This window comes from Bacteroides nordii (assembly GCF_019930665.1).
GTDB lineage: Bacteria > Bacteroidota > Bacteroidia > Bacteroidales > Bacteroidaceae > Bacteroides > Bacteroides nordii.
The window spans coordinates 2889127-2909139 of sequence record NZ_CP082886.1; the positions used below are offsets into that span (position 1 = coordinate 2889127).

At 40.2% G+C, this 20013-nt stretch carries 15 protein-coding genes, 1 tRNA gene and 1 pseudogene; 12 read left to right on the forward strand and 5 right to left on the reverse strand.

Annotated elements, in window-relative coordinates:
* Window positions 1–17 precede the first annotated feature (17 nt).
* Together K8P02_RS11665 and feoB are read right to left on the reverse strand one after the other, a co-directional pair.
* On the reverse strand, window positions 18–236 hold the full coding sequence (locus K8P02_RS11665) for a hypothetical protein (RefSeq protein ID WP_002561171.1): 219 nt from the start codon (window positions 234–236) through the stop codon (window positions 18–20).
* Window positions 233–2719, reverse strand: a complete 2487-nt coding sequence (feoB, locus tag K8P02_RS11670) for a ferrous iron transport protein B (RefSeq protein WP_002561170.1) — start codon at window positions 2717–2719, stop codon at window positions 233–235. Before feoB ends, K8P02_RS11665 begins: the two co-directional genes overlap by 4 nt.
* A gap of 166 nt (window positions 2720–2885) precedes the next feature.
* On the opposite strand from feoB, the gene tilS reads away from it, so the two are divergent.
* Genes tilS through K8P02_RS11685 form a run of 3 tightly spaced genes read left to right on the forward strand, consistent with a single transcriptional unit; the run spans window position 2886 to window position 5516 of the window.
* A complete protein-coding gene (gene tilS / locus K8P02_RS11675) occupies window positions 2886–4199 on the forward strand; it encodes a tRNA lysidine(34) synthetase TilS (RefSeq protein ID WP_025868286.1) in 1314 nt (437 codons plus the stop codon).
* Window positions 4200–4254: 55 nt separating this feature from the next.
* Window positions 4255–4662, forward strand: coding sequence for a hypothetical protein (locus K8P02_RS11680; protein ID WP_002558726.1), 408 nt, complete (start codon window positions 4255–4257; stop codon window positions 4660–4662).
* 41 nt (window positions 4663–4703) lie between these two features.
* Window positions 4704–5516, forward strand: a complete 813-nt coding sequence (locus tag K8P02_RS11685; RefSeq protein WP_226812517.1) for an IS3 family transposase — start codon at window positions 4704–4706, stop codon at window positions 5514–5516.
* A gap of 396 nt (window positions 5517–5912) precedes the next feature.
* Here K8P02_RS11685 and K8P02_RS11690 read toward each other — a convergent pair whose 3' ends face one another.
* Window positions 5913–6749, reverse strand: a complete 837-nt coding sequence (locus K8P02_RS11690) for a 4Fe-4S binding protein (protein ID WP_025867929.1) — start codon at window positions 6747–6749, stop codon at window positions 5913–5915.
* 270 nt (window positions 6750–7019) lie between these two features.
* Here K8P02_RS11690 and rho point away from each other — a divergent pair, with 270 nt between their 5' ends.
* The 9 genes and pseudogenes from rho to K8P02_RS11735 all read left to right on the forward strand — a co-directional run bounded on the left by rho (window position 7020) and on the right by K8P02_RS11735 (window position 18801).
* Window positions 7020–9053, forward strand: coding sequence for a transcription termination factor Rho (rho, locus tag K8P02_RS11695; RefSeq protein WP_025867930.1), 2034 nt, complete (start codon window positions 7020–7022; stop codon window positions 9051–9053).
* 264 nt (window positions 9054–9317) lie between these two features.
* A pseudogene (locus K8P02_RS11700) lies at window positions 9318–9485 on the forward strand (sulfatase family protein); the annotation flags it as partial.
* A 115-nt stretch (window positions 9486–9600) separates the two neighbouring features.
* The gene (locus K8P02_RS11705; RefSeq protein ID WP_002561166.1) at window positions 9601–11430 is read left to right on the forward strand and encodes a sensor histidine kinase; all 1830 of its coding nucleotides are present in this window, start codon (window positions 9601–9603) and stop codon (window positions 11428–11430) included.
* Window positions 11427–13385 carry an ATP-binding protein gene (locus K8P02_RS11710; protein WP_223381308.1) on the forward strand — a complete coding sequence of 653 codons (1959 nt, stop codon included), beginning with the start codon at window positions 11427–11429 and terminating at the stop codon, window positions 13383–13385. Before K8P02_RS11705 ends, K8P02_RS11710 begins: the two co-directional genes overlap by 4 nt.
* Window positions 13386–13425: 40 nt before the next feature.
* Entirely contained in the window at window positions 13426–14748 is a 1323-nt protein-coding gene (locus K8P02_RS11715) for an MATE family efflux transporter (RefSeq protein ID WP_002561164.1), read from the forward strand.
* A gap of 219 nt (window positions 14749–14967) precedes the next feature.
* Window positions 14968–16290, forward strand: coding sequence for a signal recognition particle protein (gene ffh / locus K8P02_RS11720; RefSeq protein WP_007486457.1), 1323 nt, complete (start codon window positions 14968–14970; stop codon window positions 16288–16290).
* A gap of 341 nt (window positions 16291–16631) precedes the next feature.
* Entirely contained in the window at window positions 16632–17513 is an 882-nt protein-coding gene (gene folD / locus K8P02_RS11725) for a bifunctional methylenetetrahydrofolate dehydrogenase/methenyltetrahydrofolate cyclohydrolase FolD (protein WP_007486456.1), read from the forward strand.
* On the forward strand, window positions 17510–18652 hold the full coding sequence (locus K8P02_RS11730; protein ID WP_025867931.1) for a CapA family protein: 1143 nt from the start codon (window positions 17510–17512) through the stop codon (window positions 18650–18652). The genes folD and K8P02_RS11730 overlap by 4 nt, the downstream gene beginning before the upstream one ends.
* A 73-nt stretch (window positions 18653–18725) precedes the next feature.
* A tRNA-His gene (locus K8P02_RS11735) sits at window positions 18726–18801 on the forward strand.
* A 173-nt stretch (window positions 18802–18974) separates the two neighbouring features.
* Here K8P02_RS11735 and K8P02_RS11740 read toward each other — a convergent pair.
* Window positions 18975–19613, reverse strand: coding sequence for a nucleotidyl transferase AbiEii/AbiGii toxin family protein (locus tag K8P02_RS11740; protein WP_025867932.1), 639 nt, complete (start codon window positions 19611–19613; stop codon window positions 18975–18977).
* The gene (locus K8P02_RS11745) at window positions 19610–19942 is read right to left on the reverse strand and encodes a hypothetical protein (protein ID WP_002561159.1); all 333 of its coding nucleotides are present in this window, start codon (window positions 19940–19942) and stop codon (window positions 19610–19612) included. The genes K8P02_RS11740 and K8P02_RS11745 overlap by 4 nt, the downstream gene beginning before the upstream one ends.
* Window positions 19943–20013 lie beyond the last annotated feature (71 nt).

Genomic DNA, 20013 nt, shown 5'->3' on the forward strand with positions numbered 1-20013 from the left:
ATTTTCAAATCACCAAACTATCCGCAGCAATTTTTCTTAGAATGGCTTTTGGTTTCTTTGCACTCCTGCTGCTTTTTGTCAAGCTGACGCTTTAATTCACAGCCACTTGCACAGTTTGCACAAGGATTCTCATTATTTTTCGTGCGACGAAAAAAATTATAAATTCCATACACAATGCGAATCACACAAAGAACTAATAATACAGCAACAACGCATTCCTGCCAGTTCAAAGTCATAAAAATAATCCTCCTATCTGATAAACAGCAAAAGTTAACACCCATGCTAACACAGTAGTATATCCGGCTGTAAAAAATGCCCATTTCCAACTTCCAGACTCTTGCTTAATAGCTGCAAATGTAGCAATACATGGGAAATATATCAGTACAAACAACATATAGCAGAAAGCTACAAATGGCGTAATAGGGATTCGTTCGCCCAAAGTGGTATCATCCACATTAGCATCATTTGTATAAAGTACACCAAGCGTACTAACAACCAACTCCTTTGCACCAACTCCGGAAATCAGTCCAATACCTAATTTCCAATCAAAACCCATAGGTTCGATAACAGGTTCAATGGCTTTTCCAATCCGCCCGATATAAGAATTTTCCTGTTGTTCGGCTACGGTTTCATAGGCATCGTGATTGGGATAATATCCCAGGAACCAGATAACAACGGATGCAATCATAATAATTCCTCCCATTTTACGAAGATATTGTTCGCCTTTATCCCAGGTATGCCGGAAAATAGACTTCATAGTTGGCATACGATACGGCGGTAATTCCATCACAAACGGAGTATCATCTCCTTTAACCAGAAACTTACTGAACAGACGCGCCAATAACACTGCCAACAATATGCCAATACAGTAGATAGAAAACAATACCAGCCCCGCATTGTTCGGAAAGAATGCACCTACCAACAAGAGATAAATAGGGAGACGAGCGCTACATGACATCAATGGGTTAACAAGCATGGTAACAAGACGGCTCTTCCGGTTCTCAATGGTACGAGAAGCCATAATAGCAGGCACATTACACCCGAATCCCATAATCAGAGGAATAAACGATTTACCATGAAGTCCCATCTTATGCATTATCTTATCCATAATAAAAGCTGCACGAGCCATATATCCGGAATCTTCCATCAGAGAGATAAAAAAATAGAGAATAAGAATATTAGGCAGGAAAACAATAACTCCTCCTACTCCACCTACAATACCATCGACCAACATGTCTTTCAACGGACCTTCGGACATGTTATTATTTATAAGATTTCCTAATGCCTCTACCAACCACTCAATCCCCATCATCGGATACTCTCCAAGTACAAACGTACCCTCAAACATGATATACATGAAAAGGAAAAAGATTGGATACCCCCATATACGATGAGTCACAATAGAATCAAGCACTTTCGTCATCTGCGCCTTTTCCTGATGGTTGTCTGTGAAGGTTTCTTTCAGTGCACCACTGATAAAACCATACTTGGCATCGGTTATAGCAGATTCACTATCCTCATTCAATGCAGTCATCACACGTTTCGCCGCTTTTTCGCGTATACGGATAATCTCTTCTGCATTGGGCAAGGTTCGGATAATCCGTTCAACATCCGGATCATTCTCTAAAAGTTTGATTGCAAGAAAACGGGTAGAATATTTAGACCGGATGGCTTCATTTTTTGAAATCTCCTCTTTTACCGCATCAATGGCCTTTTCCAGATCGGGCCCATGATTGATATGTATATGGCGGAAAACACGTTCACCCGATTTATGAGGATGAATATAATCTTCAAGATGTTCCTCATGATGAGTTTCATCGACATGCGTACGATGCCAATCCTGCAATTCTTTAACTACCTCAGGATTAATATTACCATTTTTATCAAAGAAATCACCCCCTTCATAAAGATTAATAATCACATGAAACAGATGATCAATACCTAAATTCCTCTTACAAACAGTAGGAACCATAGGTACACCGAATAGTTTACTCAACAGACGATAATCGAGGGTATTGCCACTGGCTTCAAGCTCGTCATACATATTAAGAGCAATTACCATACGGACATTCATATCAATAAGCTGAGTCGTAAGATAAAGATTACGTTCCAGATTGGAAGAATCTACAACGTTAATAATTACATCGGGAGTTTCGTCAATAATATGACGACGTACATAGATTTCCTCCGGTGTGTATGCCGAAAGTGAATAAGTACCGGGAAGGTCGACTATTTTAAAATGATAACCTTCAAAGTTAAAATAACCTTCTTTTGCATCGACAGTCACCCCACTATAGTTGCCAACATGCTCATGGGCACCGGACGCAAGATTAAATAAAGAAGTCTTTCCACAGTTCGGATTGCCAACAAGTGCCACATTGATTGTTCTTCGCTTACCAAGGGCCAGACGTTTCAATTCCTCTTCCCCCGGATAAATATTTTCACTGATACTCTGGTGATAACTTTCCTGTCCCTGTGCCTGTTCTGCCGCTTCTTGTTCACTTATAATTTCGATCATCTCAGCTTCTTGCCGACGAAGCGAAATTTCATAACCTAATACTTTATATTTAATAGGATCTTTCAAAGGGGCATTGAGTAAAACTTCTACGGTCTTACCTTTAATAAAGCCCATCTCGACAATACGTTTACGAAAACCTCCATGGCCGAGCACTTTGACGATAACCCCCTTCTCTCCTGTTCTTAATTCGGACAAACGCATACTTTGTTCTCTTAATTTTCGGCAAAGATAACAGATTAGTTCCGAGGAGACAAATTATTTAGAATGTTTTTAAATAGCGTCTCCCGTACAGGGAAGTACACCGGGCGATAGAAAAGAATATTTAATTATTAATTCTTAATTTAACTACATTGTTTATCTTTGCGATATGATAGAAAAAAAGATCGCACAATATATTGATAATGAGAGGTTATTTCCCATAAATGCCCGGATAATAGTAGCATTGAGTGGTGGCGCTGATTCGGTAGCACTATTACGTATACTTCACACATTAGGATATGACTGTGAAGCCGCTCACTGTAATTTTCATTTGCGGGGAACAGAATCAGACAGGGACGAAATGTTTGTCCGAAAGTTATGTAAAACAATGAGAACTCCATTGCACACCATTGATTTTGCAACAGAACAATATGCTATTGAAAAGAAAATATCGATAGAAATGGCAGCGCGCGAACTACGTTATCAATGGTTTGCGGAAATAAAAGAGAAAACCAAGGCGAATGTGATCGCTGTAGCCCACCATCAGGACGATAGTGTAGAAACTGTATTACTCAACCTCATACGAGGAACGGGTATCAACGGATTATTAGGAATACGCCCTAAAAACGGAGATATTGTACGTCCGCTCCTATGTATCAGTCGCAAAGAAATTACAGACTATCTGCAAAATGCCGGACAAGAATACATGACGGACAGTACAAATCTACAGGACGAGTATACACGCAATAAGATACGCCTAAACCTACTGCCACTGATGCAGGAAATCAACCCTTTAGTCAAAGAGCATATTATTGATACAAGCAATTATCTGAATGATGTAAATCGGATATATAATAAAGGTATAGAAGAAGGAAAGCAACGGGTTATAGAGAAAGGAAACATCCGTATCGTCCCTCTTTTAAAAGAACCTTCACCAGAAGCTTTATTATTCGAGATACTCTATCCACTTGGATTCAATGCAGCACAAACAAAAAATATTCTGGCTATGCTGGAAGGACAAACCGGAAAACAGTTTATCAGTAAAGACGGCTGGAGAGTAGTCAAAAACAGAGAGTTATTATTAATCGACAAGAAAGAAAAGCAAGAAACCCCTCCTTTTTGCCTGATTAAAGAAGAGAAAGAATACACAAAAGATTTTATTATTCCCCGTGAGAAACATATTGCCTGTTTCGACACCGACAAACTAATCGGAGAAATTAACTTAAGAAAATGGCAAACGGGGGATATATTTATTCCCTTCGGTATGAAAGGCAAAAAGAAAGTCAGTGATTATCTGACAGACAGGAAGTTTTCAATTATCCAAAAAGAAAACCAATGGGTACTTTGTTGTGGAGACAAAATAATCTGGATTGTAGGAGAACGGACTGACAATCGCTTCCGGATAGACGAAAAAACAAAGAAAGTAACAGTATTCAAGATGAGTGAGAAAGCAATAGATAATCCGCTAATAATCAACGCTTAAAAGGTTGACTTAATACAGTTTTACTTTACACCGTTTTAACATTATAAAAATTCATATGGCAAGTAAAGTATCTCCTCGTTGTAGGTATAGTTTAGATTTTAAACTTAAAGTATTAAGTGATTATTATCGTTCTGGTTTGACCAAATATTTCATCGAGCAGCGAGATGGTTTGGTTCATGGGAGTATTTACAGATGGGAAAAAGCCTTGATATTGTCTGCAAAAGACTTATCTTTGTCCCAGGATTTATTATCTCAAATAGAAACGATGCGCAAAGCGAAAGAAAAAAAGTCCCAAGTAACCTCTTCCTTATCTAAGGAAGAAGAGTTGCAGGCGGAGTTACTTCGTCTTCGTAAAGCTTTGGAATACTCCGAACTTCGCAATGAGGCTCTGTCTGAAGTCTTAAAAATCGGTCGTGAAGAATACGGCATCGATTTATTAAAAAAAGCTGGCGCCAAGCAGTAAATACCCTTCGGCACAGGCATCCAAAGATTTCCATCGGAAGCCTGTGCTCACTGTTTGGTAAGAGTAGAGAAGGGTATTATTCAGTAAGTACGCAAGTACTTTCAGACCGTATTCTCACGGAGGTCAAAGTCGCCCAACTTGTACGCGAAATCAGGTCATCAGCACCCGGTATTGGTGCCTATAAGTTATTTCTGATCCTAAAGGAAGTATATGAGGGGAAGTTGATGGGGCGGGACAGTTTTTATAACCTGCTCCGTCGCAAAGGTCTCATGCTTTCTCCTTTGAAAAGGCGTCATACTACCAACTCCAACCATAACTATCGGAAGTATAAAAACCTGATAAAAGACTATAAGCCAAAGACTTTAAATCGTTTATGGGTGGCAGATATTACTTATATTGAAACAGATGCCGGTGTTTGCTATCTCCACTTGCTTACAGATGCCTTTACTCATGAAATAGTGGGTTGGATCCTATCCGGTAGTCTCGTTGCAGATAACACTTTAGAAGCACTTAATCAAGCTATTGCTATGTTTCCTGATACCGATTTCAGTAAATTGATTCATCATTCTGACAGAGGATCACAGTATTGTTGTAACAGATATGTTGAGAGATTGAAAGAAATGCAAATCTCTATCAGCATGACGGAAGATAGTAACCCTACTGACAATGCGATAGCCGAGCGGGTTAATGGTATTATTAAACAGGAGTGGCTATACCGTCAGAAACGTCCAAAAGACATTGTTGAAGCTAGAAGTAAGATAACGGAAATCATTGACTTCTACAATAATGTGCGACCACATATGAGCAATAACATGAAAACGCCCAAAGCTATGAGAGCAAGTGTAGCCGCTTAACGCTCTTTGGAGGCTTCGCGCCTCCAGCCGCTAAGGCGAACCGCCGCGGTGTTTTTCATAATATGATTTGCAGGATAGTCAATAAATAGCTAATTTAGAAGCTGGAAAAATACACTGTTTATGGGATGTATTGATTTATGATCGGAAAGACGAGCAGGTAAGATAATCAATAAGGTATTCCTGAAGGTGTAAAGTGAAACAGTAAAACAATCAAGAAACTGTGAAGGAAAACAGTAGATATTAACCAAAATGTGTAAAGTGAATACAGGCATAGTCAGGTTGTACATTTTTGTATAACAAGAATGTACAACCTTGCACCACAAAGGTGTACACTCTTATATGACATAAATGTACACTCTTACAATATCTATTACTCGAGCCTTTTTGTAACCCTTATTACAAGATTGTTTTTGGCTCTTTCTGACGGGTAAAACATTGAGAAAGCAATACAGCAAACGGAGTATCATAAACCCTCGCTTGTTGTGTACATGATTTGACACAGGCACAACACTTAATACATTTTTCAGCATCTGTATGCACTTCATCTCCTTTTACAATAGCGCCAACAGGACAATGACGTACGCATGCACCACAATGCGTACAAAGACTTTCATTATCCAACCACGGAGTACGTGGCAAGGGTACCCCGCTCTTACGTAGTTTTATTACTCTACGTAAAAAACGGAATAAGGGGAAAAAAGGTTGTTGCGGACGAGGAATAGAACGAAGATTAACCGGATACAGAGTCTCCAGGCAAGAGGCTGCCTCAACTTTTATCCTCAACTTCTTACCAAATTCTCTGGCAAGCTCTAAATCATGAGTATCAGGACGGCCTGCTGCAATGGGATATTTAGTACTGCTATAAGAATGCTCTCCAATAAAAGTAGCTCCGGCTATTACTTTAAAACCATTCAGTAAAACAAAAGCATCCAACTCCGTAAGCGCATTTTCGTAAGCACGATTCCCGTAAACTACTACCAAAGCTACCGGAGTATCCGTACCACGAATATTCTCCAGACGCTCCATAGCTAAAGGAGCCACATGTCCACCATATACAGGAACAACAACAATAGCCAATGCCGAGGTAGGAAGTTCCATTTCTTCAACCGGCTTTAAGGTCAAATCCGTCGTTAACACATTTGTTGCCCCCGTTCCATGAACAATTGCCTCTCCCACTTGTTTAGAAGTATGGGTAGGCGAAAAATAAATAAGATGAGCTTCAGTAATTATCATAATGTTATAATTTGAGTAACAAAGATACACTTTATAAATGAAAAAAATGATGATTTATTTATGAAACCAAAATTATTTATTATCTTTGCGCCGTTGAAATACTTTGCCACCTCTCATAGGAGAGAAACAGGTAAATATCCAGTTCAACAGAAACATCCCTGATTCATAATAAATTAAAGCATATGTTCGCATAACCAATGACTGGTGAAGTTGTGTTGTGACGTCCGTATCCCAGCTGAACAAAAAAATATTAATAACTTACTATACTGTATGTATAACATTATCCAATTAAACGACAAAGATTTGTCGGAACTACAAACTATTGCCCGCGAACTGGGTATAAAAAAGACAGACTCACTAAAGAAAGAAGAACTTGTTTACAAAATCCTTGACGAACAAGCTATCGCAGGCGCTACTAAGAAGGTTGCTGCAGATAAATTGAAAGAGGAGCGTAATGAAGACAAGAAGAAACGTTCACGGGTAGCAATGAAGAAAGAAAATAAAGTATTCTCCGCTACTAAAAATGGTGAGATAACCAAAACTGAAACAGCCGTTCCCGTTCCGGCAGCTAAAGCACAACCTAAAGAAGCTGAGCCAGTAAAAGCAGAAGTTGTTCCTGCCACAGAAAAAGCAGTAGCACCCCCAAAAAAGAAAGTAGGTCGTCCTCGCAAAAATGCCGTAGAAAACAAACCCAAAGAAGAGCAAGTAGCTCCAGTTGCAGCAGCCGAAACTGAAAAAACGGTTGAAGTGAAAAAGGCAGAGGTAAAGAAAATAGAGACAAAACCTATTTCAAAACCCATTATTAAACCTAAAGCACCAGCAGTTATCGATGAAGAAAGCAATATCTTATCCGAGAGTGCCGATGACGATTTTATCCCAATTGAAGATCTCCCTTCTGAGAAAGTAGAATTACCAACAGAACTTTTCGGTAAATTCGAATCAACAAAAACAGAGCCTGTAGTTACGCCTGTTCCTGAACAGACACAGAACCAACAGCGTCCCCGCGTTATCCGTCCCCGCGATAACAACAATAATAACAACAATAATCCTAACAGCAATAATAACGCACCAAGGAACAATAATCCCCGACTGCCGATGCAGAGACCTGTACAACAGCAAAATACGGGAGAAAATGCTCCGGCTCCGGAACGCAAAGTGATTGAGCGTGAAAAACCCTACGAATTCGATGATATTCTCACCGGTACAGGAGTTCTGGAAATTATGCAGGATGGTTACGGTTTCCTTCGCTCTTCAGACTATAACTACCTTTCATCTCCGGACGATATCTATGTATCTCAATCGCAAATCAAATTATTCGGTCTGAAAACCGGTGATGTGGTAGAAGGTATCATTCGCCCTCCCAAAGAAGGAGAGAAATACTTCCCATTGGTAAAAGTATCTAAAATTGATGGTCGTGATGCCGCATTCGTACGTGACCGCGTACCTTTTGACCACCTGACCCCTCTCTTTCCAGATGAGAAATTCAGACTTTGCAAAGGCGGATACTCTGATTCGATGTCTGCACGTGTAGTAGACCTCTTTTCACCGATTGGTAAGGGACAACGTGCCTTGATCGTGGCTCAACCTAAAACAGGTAAAACCCTGTTAATGAAAGATATCGCTAATGCCATCGCAGCCAATCACCCGGAAGTATACATGATAATGCTGTTGATTGACGAACGTCCGGAAGAGGTAACCGATATGGCACGTAGTGTAAATGCAGAAGTTATCGCCTCTACTTTTGACGAACCGGCAGAACGCCACGTGAAGATCGCAGGTATCGTACTCGAAAAAGCAAAAAGACTGGTAGAATGCGGACACGACGTAGTTATCTTCTTGGACTCTATCACACGTTTGGCACGTGCTTACAATACAGTTTCTCCGGCATCGGGTAAAGTATTGTCCGGTGGTGTGGATGCAAATGCATTGCATAAACCCAAACGGTTCTTTGGTGCTGCACGTAATATCGAAAATGGCGGTTCACTAACCATTATCGCGACAGCATTGATCGATACCGGTTCAAAAATGGATGAAGTTATCTTCGAAGAATTCAAAGGTACAGGTAATATGGAATTGCAGCTTGACCGTAACTTATCCAACAAACGTATCTTCCCGGCTGTCAACATTGTGGCTTCAAGTACGCGTCGTGATGATTTGTTGCTTGACAAGACAACACTTGACCGTATGTGGATCCTGCGCAAATACCTTGCAGACATGAATCCAATAGAAGCAATGGACTTTGTAAAAGACCGTCTTGAAAAAACAAAAGACAATGACGAATTCCTGATGAGCATGAATAGCTAAAAATATTTATTCAATTTACAATTAGACGATTTACAATTTACGATTGAAATGTGATAGGCTTTACACAAAAGTTCGTATCATTATACAGGAGTAGTGACTCCAATCGTAAATTGTAAATCGTCTGATCGTAAATCCCCCCTTTCCTTCTTATCACTTTTGTACAATTATGTACTATTAACGTCCAAAAGTACTTTACCCTCCTTTTCCGGCAATTTTCATTTGCCTACATTTACCTTACGAAACTAATTCATAAGTTAAATTCTAACCCGGATACTGGCAGAACATCGCGCAATGCTCGATGATTATATTAACCGGACCAAAGATGACAACCGTACTCTAAAAGTAAACGCAGATAAATGTTGGCGTAACCATACTCCCGGTCATCCCAATCATGAAGATCCTGGAGCACGGGATATTATAAACAGAAAATAAATAAGTAAAAAGAGTGGAGATTACATGTTATCTTCACTCTTTTTACTTATTTTTGCAGCAAACAATGCGAACAGAACGTTAAACAGTGAGAATTTATATCTATTACATATTAGGAATGCTGGCCGGTTTTCTATATTCTGTCCCAGTCTATTCTGCGACTACGACTTCAGAACATCTTACCAATTTACAAATTCTCATAGACAACAATTTACCTTATACCCAAAATATAACAGCAGACAGTATCATTTTATGGGAAAAAGAGCTTGAACCACAATTGGAAAAAGACAAGCAATACAGCACTCTTTTCCATTTGAAACAACTCGTATCCGGTGCATATGCAATTCGTGGTGATATTACAATAGCTGTAGATAAAGCCCACATCATGTATGAGAAAGCCAAAGAAATGGACTATGATAAAGGAATAGCCCTTTCTCTTCGTGCTATCGGTGATGCCTACCTGGGTGCAAACATGAGGCAACAAGCCATCGATTTTTATATAGAAGCATTTAATGTTCTAAATACTTTAGAAGGTGCAGATCATCTGAAAATACATATCTCTCCGAATCTGATCCTCACATTGTTAAAGATAAGAGAAACCGACAAAGCACTTGTATACTTAAAACAACTTGAAGTTCTTTTCGATAAATATCCAACGACTTCCACTCTCTTTTATGTTTCGATATGCCGTGCCTACTATTATGTAGTAACCAATCAGCCAGACAAGGCACTTATATATATCACAGAGGCCACAAAAGCCAATTCAGAACATGATTATCCTTATATGCGTTTTGTTTTGGATTATTTGTATGCCAGTTACTATAAACAAAATAAACAATATGATCGGGCTTTGGAAAAATATGGTAACCTTATTAAAGAGATAAATCCGGCCTACTCTCCTAACCAGCATATACAGCTCAATCTTCAGCAAGCCCAACTTCTGTCTAAATTAGGACAAACAGACCAAGCATGTCTCATTTATCAAACGGCAAATGTGTTGCAAGATTCTCTGGACAACCTTAGCTATGTACGTCAGATCAACGAACTGCGAACCATCTATCAAATCGATCAAATGGAAATCCAGAACCAGCAGGAACGTAACCAGACTATCTTATGGGGTATTCTAACAGTATTTTCTTTATCAATCCTTATCACCATACTCATTTTCCATATACGATCAGAGAATAAACGTTTGCGCCATTCAAAAGAAGAACAGGAAAAAGCACAAAAGCGTGCAAGAAACTCCATTAAAACCAAAAGTCTGTTTCTTTCAAATATGAGTCATGAGATCCGTACCCCATTGAATGCGCTTTCAGGTTTCTCTGCAATCCTCACGGATGATTCAATTGACAATGAAACACGGCGACAGTGCAATGACATCATACAACAAAACTCTGAATTATTATTAAACCTGATCAATGATGTAATAGACCTTTCCAGCCTGGATATGAGTAAATTGGTATTTAATTTTAAAAAGTGCGATGCAGTAGTTATATGCCGTAATGTTATTGATACTGTAAGAAAAGTAAAGCAAACACAAGCCGATGTTCATTTTGTCACAACTCTTGAATCGCTACCGCTATTAACAGATGATTCACGCTTGCAACAGTTGCTTATCAATCTGCTTATTAATGCCACGAAGTTCACTACGGAAGGCTCCATCACACTTGAGATACGAAAAGAGTCGGACGACACCGCCGTCTTCTCTGTCACTGACACCGGTTGTGGTATTCCTCCGGAAAATCAAGGCCGAATATTCAACCGTTTTGAGAAACTAAATGAAGGTGCACAGGGTACAGGGTTGGGACTTTCTATCTGCCAGCTTATTGTTGAACAGATCGGAGGAAGAATATGGATTGATCCGGAATATACAGCAGGCGCCCGCTTCGTATTCACTCATCCTATCAAACCGGATGCGGCAGCAGCCAAAAATGAAAAGTTACAATGAAACAACTGATCTTCATACTCGCCTTATGCTGCCATTTCCTGATAAGTCTGGCAGCTCCATCAGGAGTCCGAACTGATAGTTTGGAAAGATTGTTGTCTGCTATGCCGCATGATTCCCTACGCCTACAAACCATACAAAGTATCACGCGGATGGAGCAGACAACCCCCAAATGCATCTATTATTCAAATATGCTGTTAAAGGAGGCTGTTGCGCAAGACAACCCCAAGTACGCCGGAATAGCACTCTACTTCCAGGTTATTTATTACTATAATCAAAATGAACTGGATAGTGTAATCCAAAAAATAGCAGACCTGGAGCCCTACGCCCGAAAAGCCGGTTTGTGGGATTATTACTTCGATTCACAAAGATGCCAGATAGATCTCTACTCCTATAGAGAACAAATAGAGCTTGCAATCAACAAATCACTTGAAATGTATAAGAAAGCGCAAGAAGCCAACAACATACGTGGCCTGATAGGTGCCAAGCAGTGTCTGGCCAATGCTTATATGGGTACTGGCCGTTGGAAAGAAGGTAAACAGGCTTTGGAAGAAGCTCATAAGCTTCTTCCTCAAATGAACAATGTAATTGTAAGAAATTCCGTACTTTGCCAACTTATCTCACTCAGTAAAGCCAACAAAGAACTTCAGGATCAGAAAAAGTATCTGGATGAACAAAAGAAGATTCTTTCTGATTATATCGCAGAAAATCCAACGATGAAAGAAGCTTTTCAGGATCCGATGATTTTCAATGACATCTACTATACCTATTATTATGTAGAAATGGAGCAGCCTCAGCTGGCTCTCCAACATCTTAAAAAAGGAAACGAGTATCTCACCCCCAATACTTATTTTATGTATCGGGTGCTTTATCATGATGCACACGCCTCATATTACCGCCTTTGCAAAGAATATAATCGTGCTATCAGTCAACTGGATTCTACTGTTATACTGTTAAAAAACGCTTTTAGCAGCGATTACGTCAACCAACTGTCTATCAAAGCTGATATTCTGACCGAGGCCGGACGTAGCCTGGAAGCAATACCAATCTATGAAAAGGTTATACAGATGAAAGATTCGTTGGTTACCGAACTATCTGACAAACAAATGAATCTGATACAAGACAACTACCATGTAGATAAAATGAAACTTGAAGAAGAACAGTTGAAAAGCAAAATTCAACTGCTCGTATTCTGTATTATCGCTATTGCCCTGCTCGTATTAATCTTCTTCACAATACGTGCCTATCAGGTGCGAAAAGCCTTAAAGACGGCAGAAAGTGAAACTCGTAAAGCCACCCTGATGATTGAGAAGGCCAATGAGACCAAGAATCATTTTCTCTCTAATATGAGTTACAATATCCGTATCCCTCTCAACGGAGTTGTAGGTTTTTCACAACTCATAGCCTCGGAACCCAATATGGACGAAAGTACACGACAAGAATATTCAGCCATCATCCAAAAAAACTCCGAAGAGTTGATACAATTGGTAAATGATGTACTCGATCTGTCTCGCCTGGAAGCCAATATGATGAAATTTCAGATACAGACTTATGATGTAATAGCTCTTTGTAACGATGCCATTTATATGGCACAGATGCACAATGAGGGAGTTATATCAATTCTGTTCAGCACTAATATTGACGCACAGAACATCACAACAGATACCGGACGAATAACGCAAACCCTGCTCAGCACATTGGTCTATCCGGACAAAAGTAAAGAGGAAAGAGAAATAATCTTTACGGTCAACCGGGATGATACGTCAAAGATCATTCATTTCCAAATTATCAACAGCCCACTGGCTGATCCGAAATACCACTCACAACAAGTAAGTATCCGCCATGAAATAAATGACTTGTTATTAAAGCACTTCGGAGGTAGCTATGCCGTCACCACCGACAAACAGGGCGGACAGGTCATTGATTTTACTCTCCCCCCCGACAGTATATCCGGATAAAAGCGTTATCTTTGCAAATTGTAAACCTAAACGCTCATTTATGTACACTAATAAGCAAATTTGGAGTGTCAGTTACCCGATACTTCTTAGTTTACTGGCACAAAATGTTATTAATGTCACTGACACCGCCTTTCTCGGACGTGTTGGCGAAGTAGCACTCGGAGCTTCGGCTATGGGTGGACTTTTTTATATCTGCGTTTTTACTATTGCTTTCGGTTTTAGCACCGGTTCGCAAATTGTGATTGCCCGCCGCAATGGCGAAGGTCGCTATTCTGACGTAGGACCGGTAATGATACAAGGTGTTATGTTCATGTTACTGATGGCATTGCTATTATTCAGCTTTACAAAAGCTTTTGGGGGCAATATTATGCGGATGCTGGTTTCTTCCGAATCCATATACGATGCCACAATGGAATTTCTGGACTGGCGTATCTACGGATTCTTCTTTTCGTTTATCAACGTAATGTTCCGGGCACTTTATATCGGCATTACGCGTACAAAGGTACTTACCATCAATGCCGTCGTCATGGCACTGACAAACGTAGTGCTGGACTATGCAATGATATTCGGACATTTCGGCTTCCCGGAAATGGGTATCAAAGGCGCTGCCATTGCCTCTGTAGTAGCAGAAGCCAGTTCCATTCTGTTCTTCCTCATTTATACGTATATCACCGTCGACCTGAAAAAGTATGGCCTGAATAAATTACGTTCTTTCGATCCTCAGTTACTGATGCGTATACTTAGTATCTCCTGCTTCACTATGTTGCAGTACTTCTTGTCAATGGCTACCTGGTTCATATTCTTCGTAGCTGTAGAAAGGTTGGGACAACGTGAACTTGCCATTGCCAACATTGTGCGAAGCATATACATCGTAATGCTCATTCCGGTAAACGCACTGGCCACCACCACTAACAGCTTGGTCAGTAATGCCATTGGTGCAGGAGGCATACAATATGTGATGACACTTATCAATAAAATAGCCCGTTTTTCATTCTTTGTTATGCTGGCATTAGTCGCTATCACCGCAACATTCCCGCAAGCCATGCTCTCCATCTATACAAATGAGGCTGCCCTGATAGCCGAATCAGTTCCATCTGTCTATGTTATCTGCGTTGCCATGTTGATAGCCTCCGTAGCCAATATCGTATTTAACGGAATATCCGGTACTGGTAACACACAAGCCGCCTTGTTACTTGAAGTTATAACTATCGTCATCTACGGTTCGTATATAATCTTCATCGGAATGTGGCTGAAAGCTCCCATTGCATGGTGCTTTACCATTGAGATTGTGTACTATACATTGTTACTCACCACAAGCTATATTTACTTCAAAAAAGCAAAATGGCAGAATAAAAAGATATAAATACAAGAGATTTTTGTACATTTGCATCCCGGTTTACCACAGAAGATACAGAGGGGACAGTTTTTTAGTGAGTAGCGATAAGTGATTAGTGATTAACAGGCTGCACTATCATGCTGCATGATACTAAATTACTTATCGCTATTCACTACTCCCCTAAAATTTTGTATCCTCTGTGGCAAACTGATCTATAAGTTTAGTAATCAGTAATTAGTATAAAATATGTTCGATAATTTAAGCGAGAGACTGGAGAGGTCGTTTAAGATTTTAAAAGGTGAAGGTAAAATCACTGAGATCAATGTAGCAGAAACACTGAAAGATGTGCGTAAAGCCCTGTTGGATGCCGACGTTAACTACAAGGTAGCGAAAACTTTTACCGATACAGTAAAAGAAAAAGCGTTGGGACAAAACGTACTTACTGCTGTGAAACCAAGCCAGTTGATGGTGAAAATCGTTCACGACGAACTTACTCAGTTGATGGGTGGAGAAACCGTTGAGATTGATACAGATGGTCATCCGGCTGTTATCCTGATGTCCGGTCTGCAAGGTTCGGGTAAGACTACCTTCTCCGGAAAGCTGGCCCGGATGCTCAAAACTAAAAAGAATCGCAAACCGTTGCTCGTAGCCTGTGACGTGTATCGTCCTGCTGCTATCGAACAGCTTCGTGTACTGGCTGAACAGATTGAAGTGCCGATGTACTCTGAACCAGATAGTAAGAATCCGGTAGAAATTGCACAAAATGCAATTAAAGAAGCTAAAGCCAAAGGATACGATCTTGTAATCGTCGATACAGCCGGGCGTTTGGCTGTAGACGAAGAGATGATGAACGAAATTGCTGCTATTAAGAAAGCCATCAACCCGAATGAGATCCTTTTCGTGGTAGACTCCATGACCGGACAAGATGCTGTTAATACTGCAAAAGAATTTAATGATCGCCTCGACTTCAACGGTGTAGTATTGACTAAGCTTGACGGTGACACCCGTGGTGGTGCAGCACTCTCTATCCGTTCGGTTGTCAACAAGCCCATTAAGTTTGTAGGTACAGGTGAAAAGCTGGATGCTATTGATCAGTTCCATCCCGCACGTATGGCAGACCGTATCTTAGGTATGGGTGATATCGTTTCACTGGTAGAACGTGCACAAGAACAGTACGACGAAGAAGAAGCAAAACGTCTGCAAAAGAAAATTGCCAAGAATCAGTTCGACTTCAATGATTTCCTTAGCCAAATAGCTCAGATCAAGAAGATGGGTAACCTCAAAGAGCTTGCATCTATGATCCCTGGTGTAGGAAAGGCCATCAAAGATATTGATATTGACGACAACGCTTTCAAGAGCATTGAAGCCATCATTCATTCTATGACTCCTGCAGAACGTTCCAATCCGGAAATACTGAATGGTTCACGCCGTACCCGCATCGCTAAAGGTAGTGGTACAACTATTCAGGAAGTAAACCGCCTGCTGAAACAATTTGATCAGACCCGTAAAATGATGAAGATGGTAACAGGCAGCAAAATGGGTAAAATGATGCCAAAAATGAAACGCTAATCTTCTAAAGAGTAAACGTTTGACTTTGGTGTTTTTATTTTGTGACCTTGGTTCGTTAATCATAAAGCAGATTGAAACAAAACCAGTATATAAGGAGAGAGCTATGGCTTTCTCCTTTTTTCGTACCATTAATTCACAAAAAAGTTCCAATCAAACCGATTTCAAATAAAAAGTGAGTGAGTTTCATATATAACCGTTATTTTGATGAAATACCCGTTCCTCTTCCCCAAGCTTTTCGCTCCATTAATAATCTATAAATCGGCTATTGACAAAAAATGAATTCCTTTTGGCTGATTCAGTTATTTATTTTACTTTTGTCCATCACCAAAATACTATTGAACATGACCCTTATAGATGGAAAAGCCATTTCCGAGCAAGTAAAGCAAGAGATTGCAGCTGAAGTGGCAGAAATTGTAGCCCACGGTGGCAAACGTCCTCATCTGGCTGCTATCCTTGTTGGCCACGATGGAGGGAGCGAAACGTATGTAGCTGCCAAAGTAAAAGCCTGTGAAGTTTGTGGCTTCAAATCTTCCCTCATCCGCTACGAAAGTGATGTGACAGAAGAGGAGCTGTTGGCCAAAGTACGCGAACTCAATGAAGATGCGGACGTAGACGGCTTTATCGTACAATTACCCCTACCCAAACACATCTCCGAACAAAAAGTAATCGAAACCATCGATTATCGGAAGGATGTAGATGGCTTTCATCCCATCAACGTGGGACGTATGTCCATCGGATTGCCTTGTTACGTGTCTGCCACCCCGAACGGTATTCTTGAACTGCTAAAACGCTATAAGATAGAAACTTCAGGGAAGAAGTGCGTAGTACTGGGACGCAGTAACATTGTCGGTAAGCCCATGGCTGCCCTCATGATGCAAAAAGCCTATCCGGGCGATGCAACAGTGACTGTCTGCCACAGTCGATCCCACGATTTGGTAAAAGAATGTCAGGAAGCCGATATCATCATTGCCGCTTTAGGACAACCGAATTTCGTAAAAGAAAATATGGTAAAAGAAGGTGCAGTAATCATCGACGTAGGTACCACACGTGTACCCGATGCTACCAAAAAATCCGGTTTTAAGCTGACAGGCGACGTTAAATTCGACGAAGTAGCACCAAAGTGCTCATACATCACTCCTGTGCCGGGAGGTGTAGGTCCGATGACTATTGTTTCTTTAATGAAGAATACATTGTTGGCGGGTAAAAAAGCCATCTATAAATGAGAAATATCTCTTTGGTAATCCTCTTCTTTCTCTCCTACTCCTGCACATCCATGTCGCAGGAAAGGAGAGATTCTGTTATTAATACTTCGGATTCTATTTCCTGTCAAAAAGATAGCATTATCACCTCACGGCTCACCCTCCTCTTTGCGGGAGACCTTATGCAGCACCAAGCGCAGATTAATGCCGCCCGTACCTCTACAGGATACGATTATTCAGATTGTTTTAAATTCGTTAAGGAAGAAATAAACCGGGCAGATATCGCAATTGCAAACCTTGAAGTAACATTGGGTGGAAAACCCTATCGCGGTTACCCAGCCTTTAGTGCACCGGATGAATATCTTTTCGCCATTCGCGATGCAGGTTTCGATGTTTTGATAACGGCCAATAACCATTGTCTTGATAAAGGTAAAAAAGGATTAGAGAGGACCTTGCTAATGCTCGATTCATTACAAATTCCACATGCAGGAACTTATGTCAATACTGAATCACGAGAACAGCAATACCCTTTATTGCTGGAAAAAAACGGCTTTCGCATTGCCCTTTTAAATTATACTTATGGTACAAACGGTATCAAAGTAATCTCTCCCAATGTGGTAAACTATATCGATAAGGCAGTAATGGCACAAGATATTGAAGCTGCCAGGGCACAACATCCCGACGCCCTCATTGCCTGCATGCATTGGGGTGATGAATATCAGTCACTTCCCAATAAAGAACAAAAGAATCTCACAGACTGGTTATTACAGCAGGGAGTTACCCACATTATCGGCTCGCATCCACACGTAGTGCAACCCATGGAGCTCCGTACGGACAGTATAACCGGAAATCAGCATGTGGTAGTCTATTCTCTCGGAAATTTCATCTCTAATATGTCTGCCCGGCGTACTGATGGTGGTTTACTATTTAAGTTAGAACTCGAAAAAGATAGTGTCACTCGTGTAGCCAATTGCGGTTATAGCTTAGTGTGGACATCACGTCCCGTTCTCTCCCGAAAAAAAAATCATATATTATATCCCATTAATTATCCGGCAGACTCACTTTCTGTTACAGAGCGTAACCACCTGAAAATCTTCATAAATGATGCTCAATCACTATTTAGGAAGCATAACAAAGGAATAAAAGAGTACACTTTTTATTAAAAAAATCTCATGGAATATTTGCAGATTAAAAGTTTATATCTATCTTTGCACCGCGTTAGAGAAACGCAAACATGGTGGATGTAGTTCAGTTGGTTAGAGCGTCAGATTGTGGTTCTGAATGTCGCCGGTTCGAGTCCGGTCTTCCACCCAAAGAGAATCCTTGATAATCAGTAGATTATTGAGGATTTCTTCGTTTTAAACGGTTTGTTTTCAAGTATCACATTAGCTTCATTTCGGGTCAGTCCGAAAAGAGACAGAAATTGACTAAAATTGCTTTGCTGTTGACCCCACATAACCCCATCCACAAAAATATTGCAGCAATTTATAATAAACAAGACTTTATATAGCCCTCTATTTCTTGGGCAGTTACATCATAAGTAGGTTCAAGTTGTTCAAAATGAGCATCTCTCATAAAACGAGACCCATTGGTAAGCATAGCTAATAGGTTTTTAGATTTCAACTTATGTCCAGAATAGGTTAGAGCCAAAGAAATTAAATCATTGACAAGTACGCCAGACTTTAAGATAGAATAAATGTCGTAGTAATCGCGAAAATTACTCCTGCGCAACATGACTTCCATCTTCATAGCACCAATAGATTTTACATCTGCCAATCGCAAATTATTCAGATATTCGACAGGCTCACTGACAGGAGAATATTTGGAACAAGCATAAAAGGAGAACTTTACTCCGGATACCAGATACTCCACATGGTCTATATCCAATATGTCCTTATGTTGAATTTCTCCAATCGTAGCAAGCTCTTTCTCTATCTGAAACCAAGCCACTTCCATTTTCTCTGTTTTGGAAGTTCTCCATTTCATAAAATCCAAATCTTCACTTTGACGAGTGCCAATTTGCAAAGATAAGGCAGTACCACCTACCAAGAGATAGGGCTTGATGCAGTCTAATTTAGAAACAGTTTCAAAGACTTGCAAGGTATGTGGAGCTAAACCTTTCATGCGAACATTTTATTAAGGTGGCGAGTAGCCATCGACTTTATATAAGCATCCGGTTTCTTCACCTTGAAATAGTACCAAGCAAAGAAACGATTCAGCGTGTAGAGATACTCCCCTTGAGGAACAAGATAGTCCAACCATACTTGCTTGATTTTCTTGAAAGGGTAAATAAGAAATAGTTGGCTGATTTCGTCCAAATCAAGATGCAACAAGGTCTTCTCAATCAGCATATCATCTGGAATATCCTTGATTGAGTTTTCATTGTACGACCAGAAACAATGTTCCTGCTTCAACTTCGCCAATAATTCTTGTTTCACCACCTCACTTGACATAACTCTCTGTTTTAGAATAATACAAAAATAGTAATTATTCTTGTTTGAAGCAAATCACAAGATCAAATGTT

What these genes read in the sequence shown, in the direction of transcription:
- feoB (WP_002561170.1), bottom strand. Translation starts at nt 2,719, where the DNA reads ATGCGTTTGTCCGAATTAAGAACAGGAGAGAAGGGGGTTATCGTCAAA.
- K8P02_RS11710 (WP_223381308.1), top strand. Translation starts at nt 11,427, where the DNA reads ATGAAACAACTGATCTTCATACTCGCCTTATGCTGCCATTTCCTGATA.
- K8P02_RS11745 (WP_002561159.1), bottom strand. Translation starts at nt 19,942, where the DNA reads ATGTCAAGTGAGGTGGTGAAACAAGAATTATTGGCGAAGTTGAAGCAG.
- K8P02_RS11730 (WP_025867931.1), top strand. Translation starts at nt 17,510, where the DNA reads ATGAGAAATATCTCTTTGGTAATCCTCTTCTTTCTCTCCTACTCCTGC.
- K8P02_RS11690 (WP_025867929.1), bottom strand. Translation starts at nt 6,749, where the DNA reads ATGATAATTACTGAAGCTCATCTTATTTATTTTTCGCCTACCCATACT.
- rho (WP_025867930.1), top strand. Translation starts at nt 7,020, where the DNA reads ATGTATAACATTATCCAATTAAACGACAAAGATTTGTCGGAACTACAA.
- tilS (WP_025868286.1), top strand. Translation starts at nt 2,886, where the DNA reads ATGATAGAAAAAAAGATCGCACAATATATTGATAATGAGAGGTTATTT.
- K8P02_RS11665 (WP_002561171.1), bottom strand. Translation starts at nt 236, where the DNA reads ATGACTTTGAACTGGCAGGAATGCGTTGTTGCTGTATTATTAGTTCTT.
- K8P02_RS11715 (WP_002561164.1), top strand. Translation starts at nt 13,426, where the DNA reads ATGTACACTAATAAGCAAATTTGGAGTGTCAGTTACCCGATACTTCTT.
- folD (WP_007486456.1), top strand. Translation starts at nt 16,632, where the DNA reads ATGACCCTTATAGATGGAAAAGCCATTTCCGAGCAAGTAAAGCAAGAG.
- K8P02_RS11705 (WP_002561166.1), top strand. Translation starts at nt 9,601, where the DNA reads ATGCTGGCCGGTTTTCTATATTCTGTCCCAGTCTATTCTGCGACTACG.
- K8P02_RS11740 (WP_025867932.1), bottom strand. Translation starts at nt 19,613, where the DNA reads ATGAAAGGTTTAGCTCCACATACCTTGCAAGTCTTTGAAACTGTTTCT.
- K8P02_RS11680 (WP_002558726.1), top strand. Translation starts at nt 4,255, where the DNA reads ATGGCAAGTAAAGTATCTCCTCGTTGTAGGTATAGTTTAGATTTTAAA.
- ffh (WP_007486457.1), top strand. Translation starts at nt 14,968, where the DNA reads ATGTTCGATAATTTAAGCGAGAGACTGGAGAGGTCGTTTAAGATTTTA.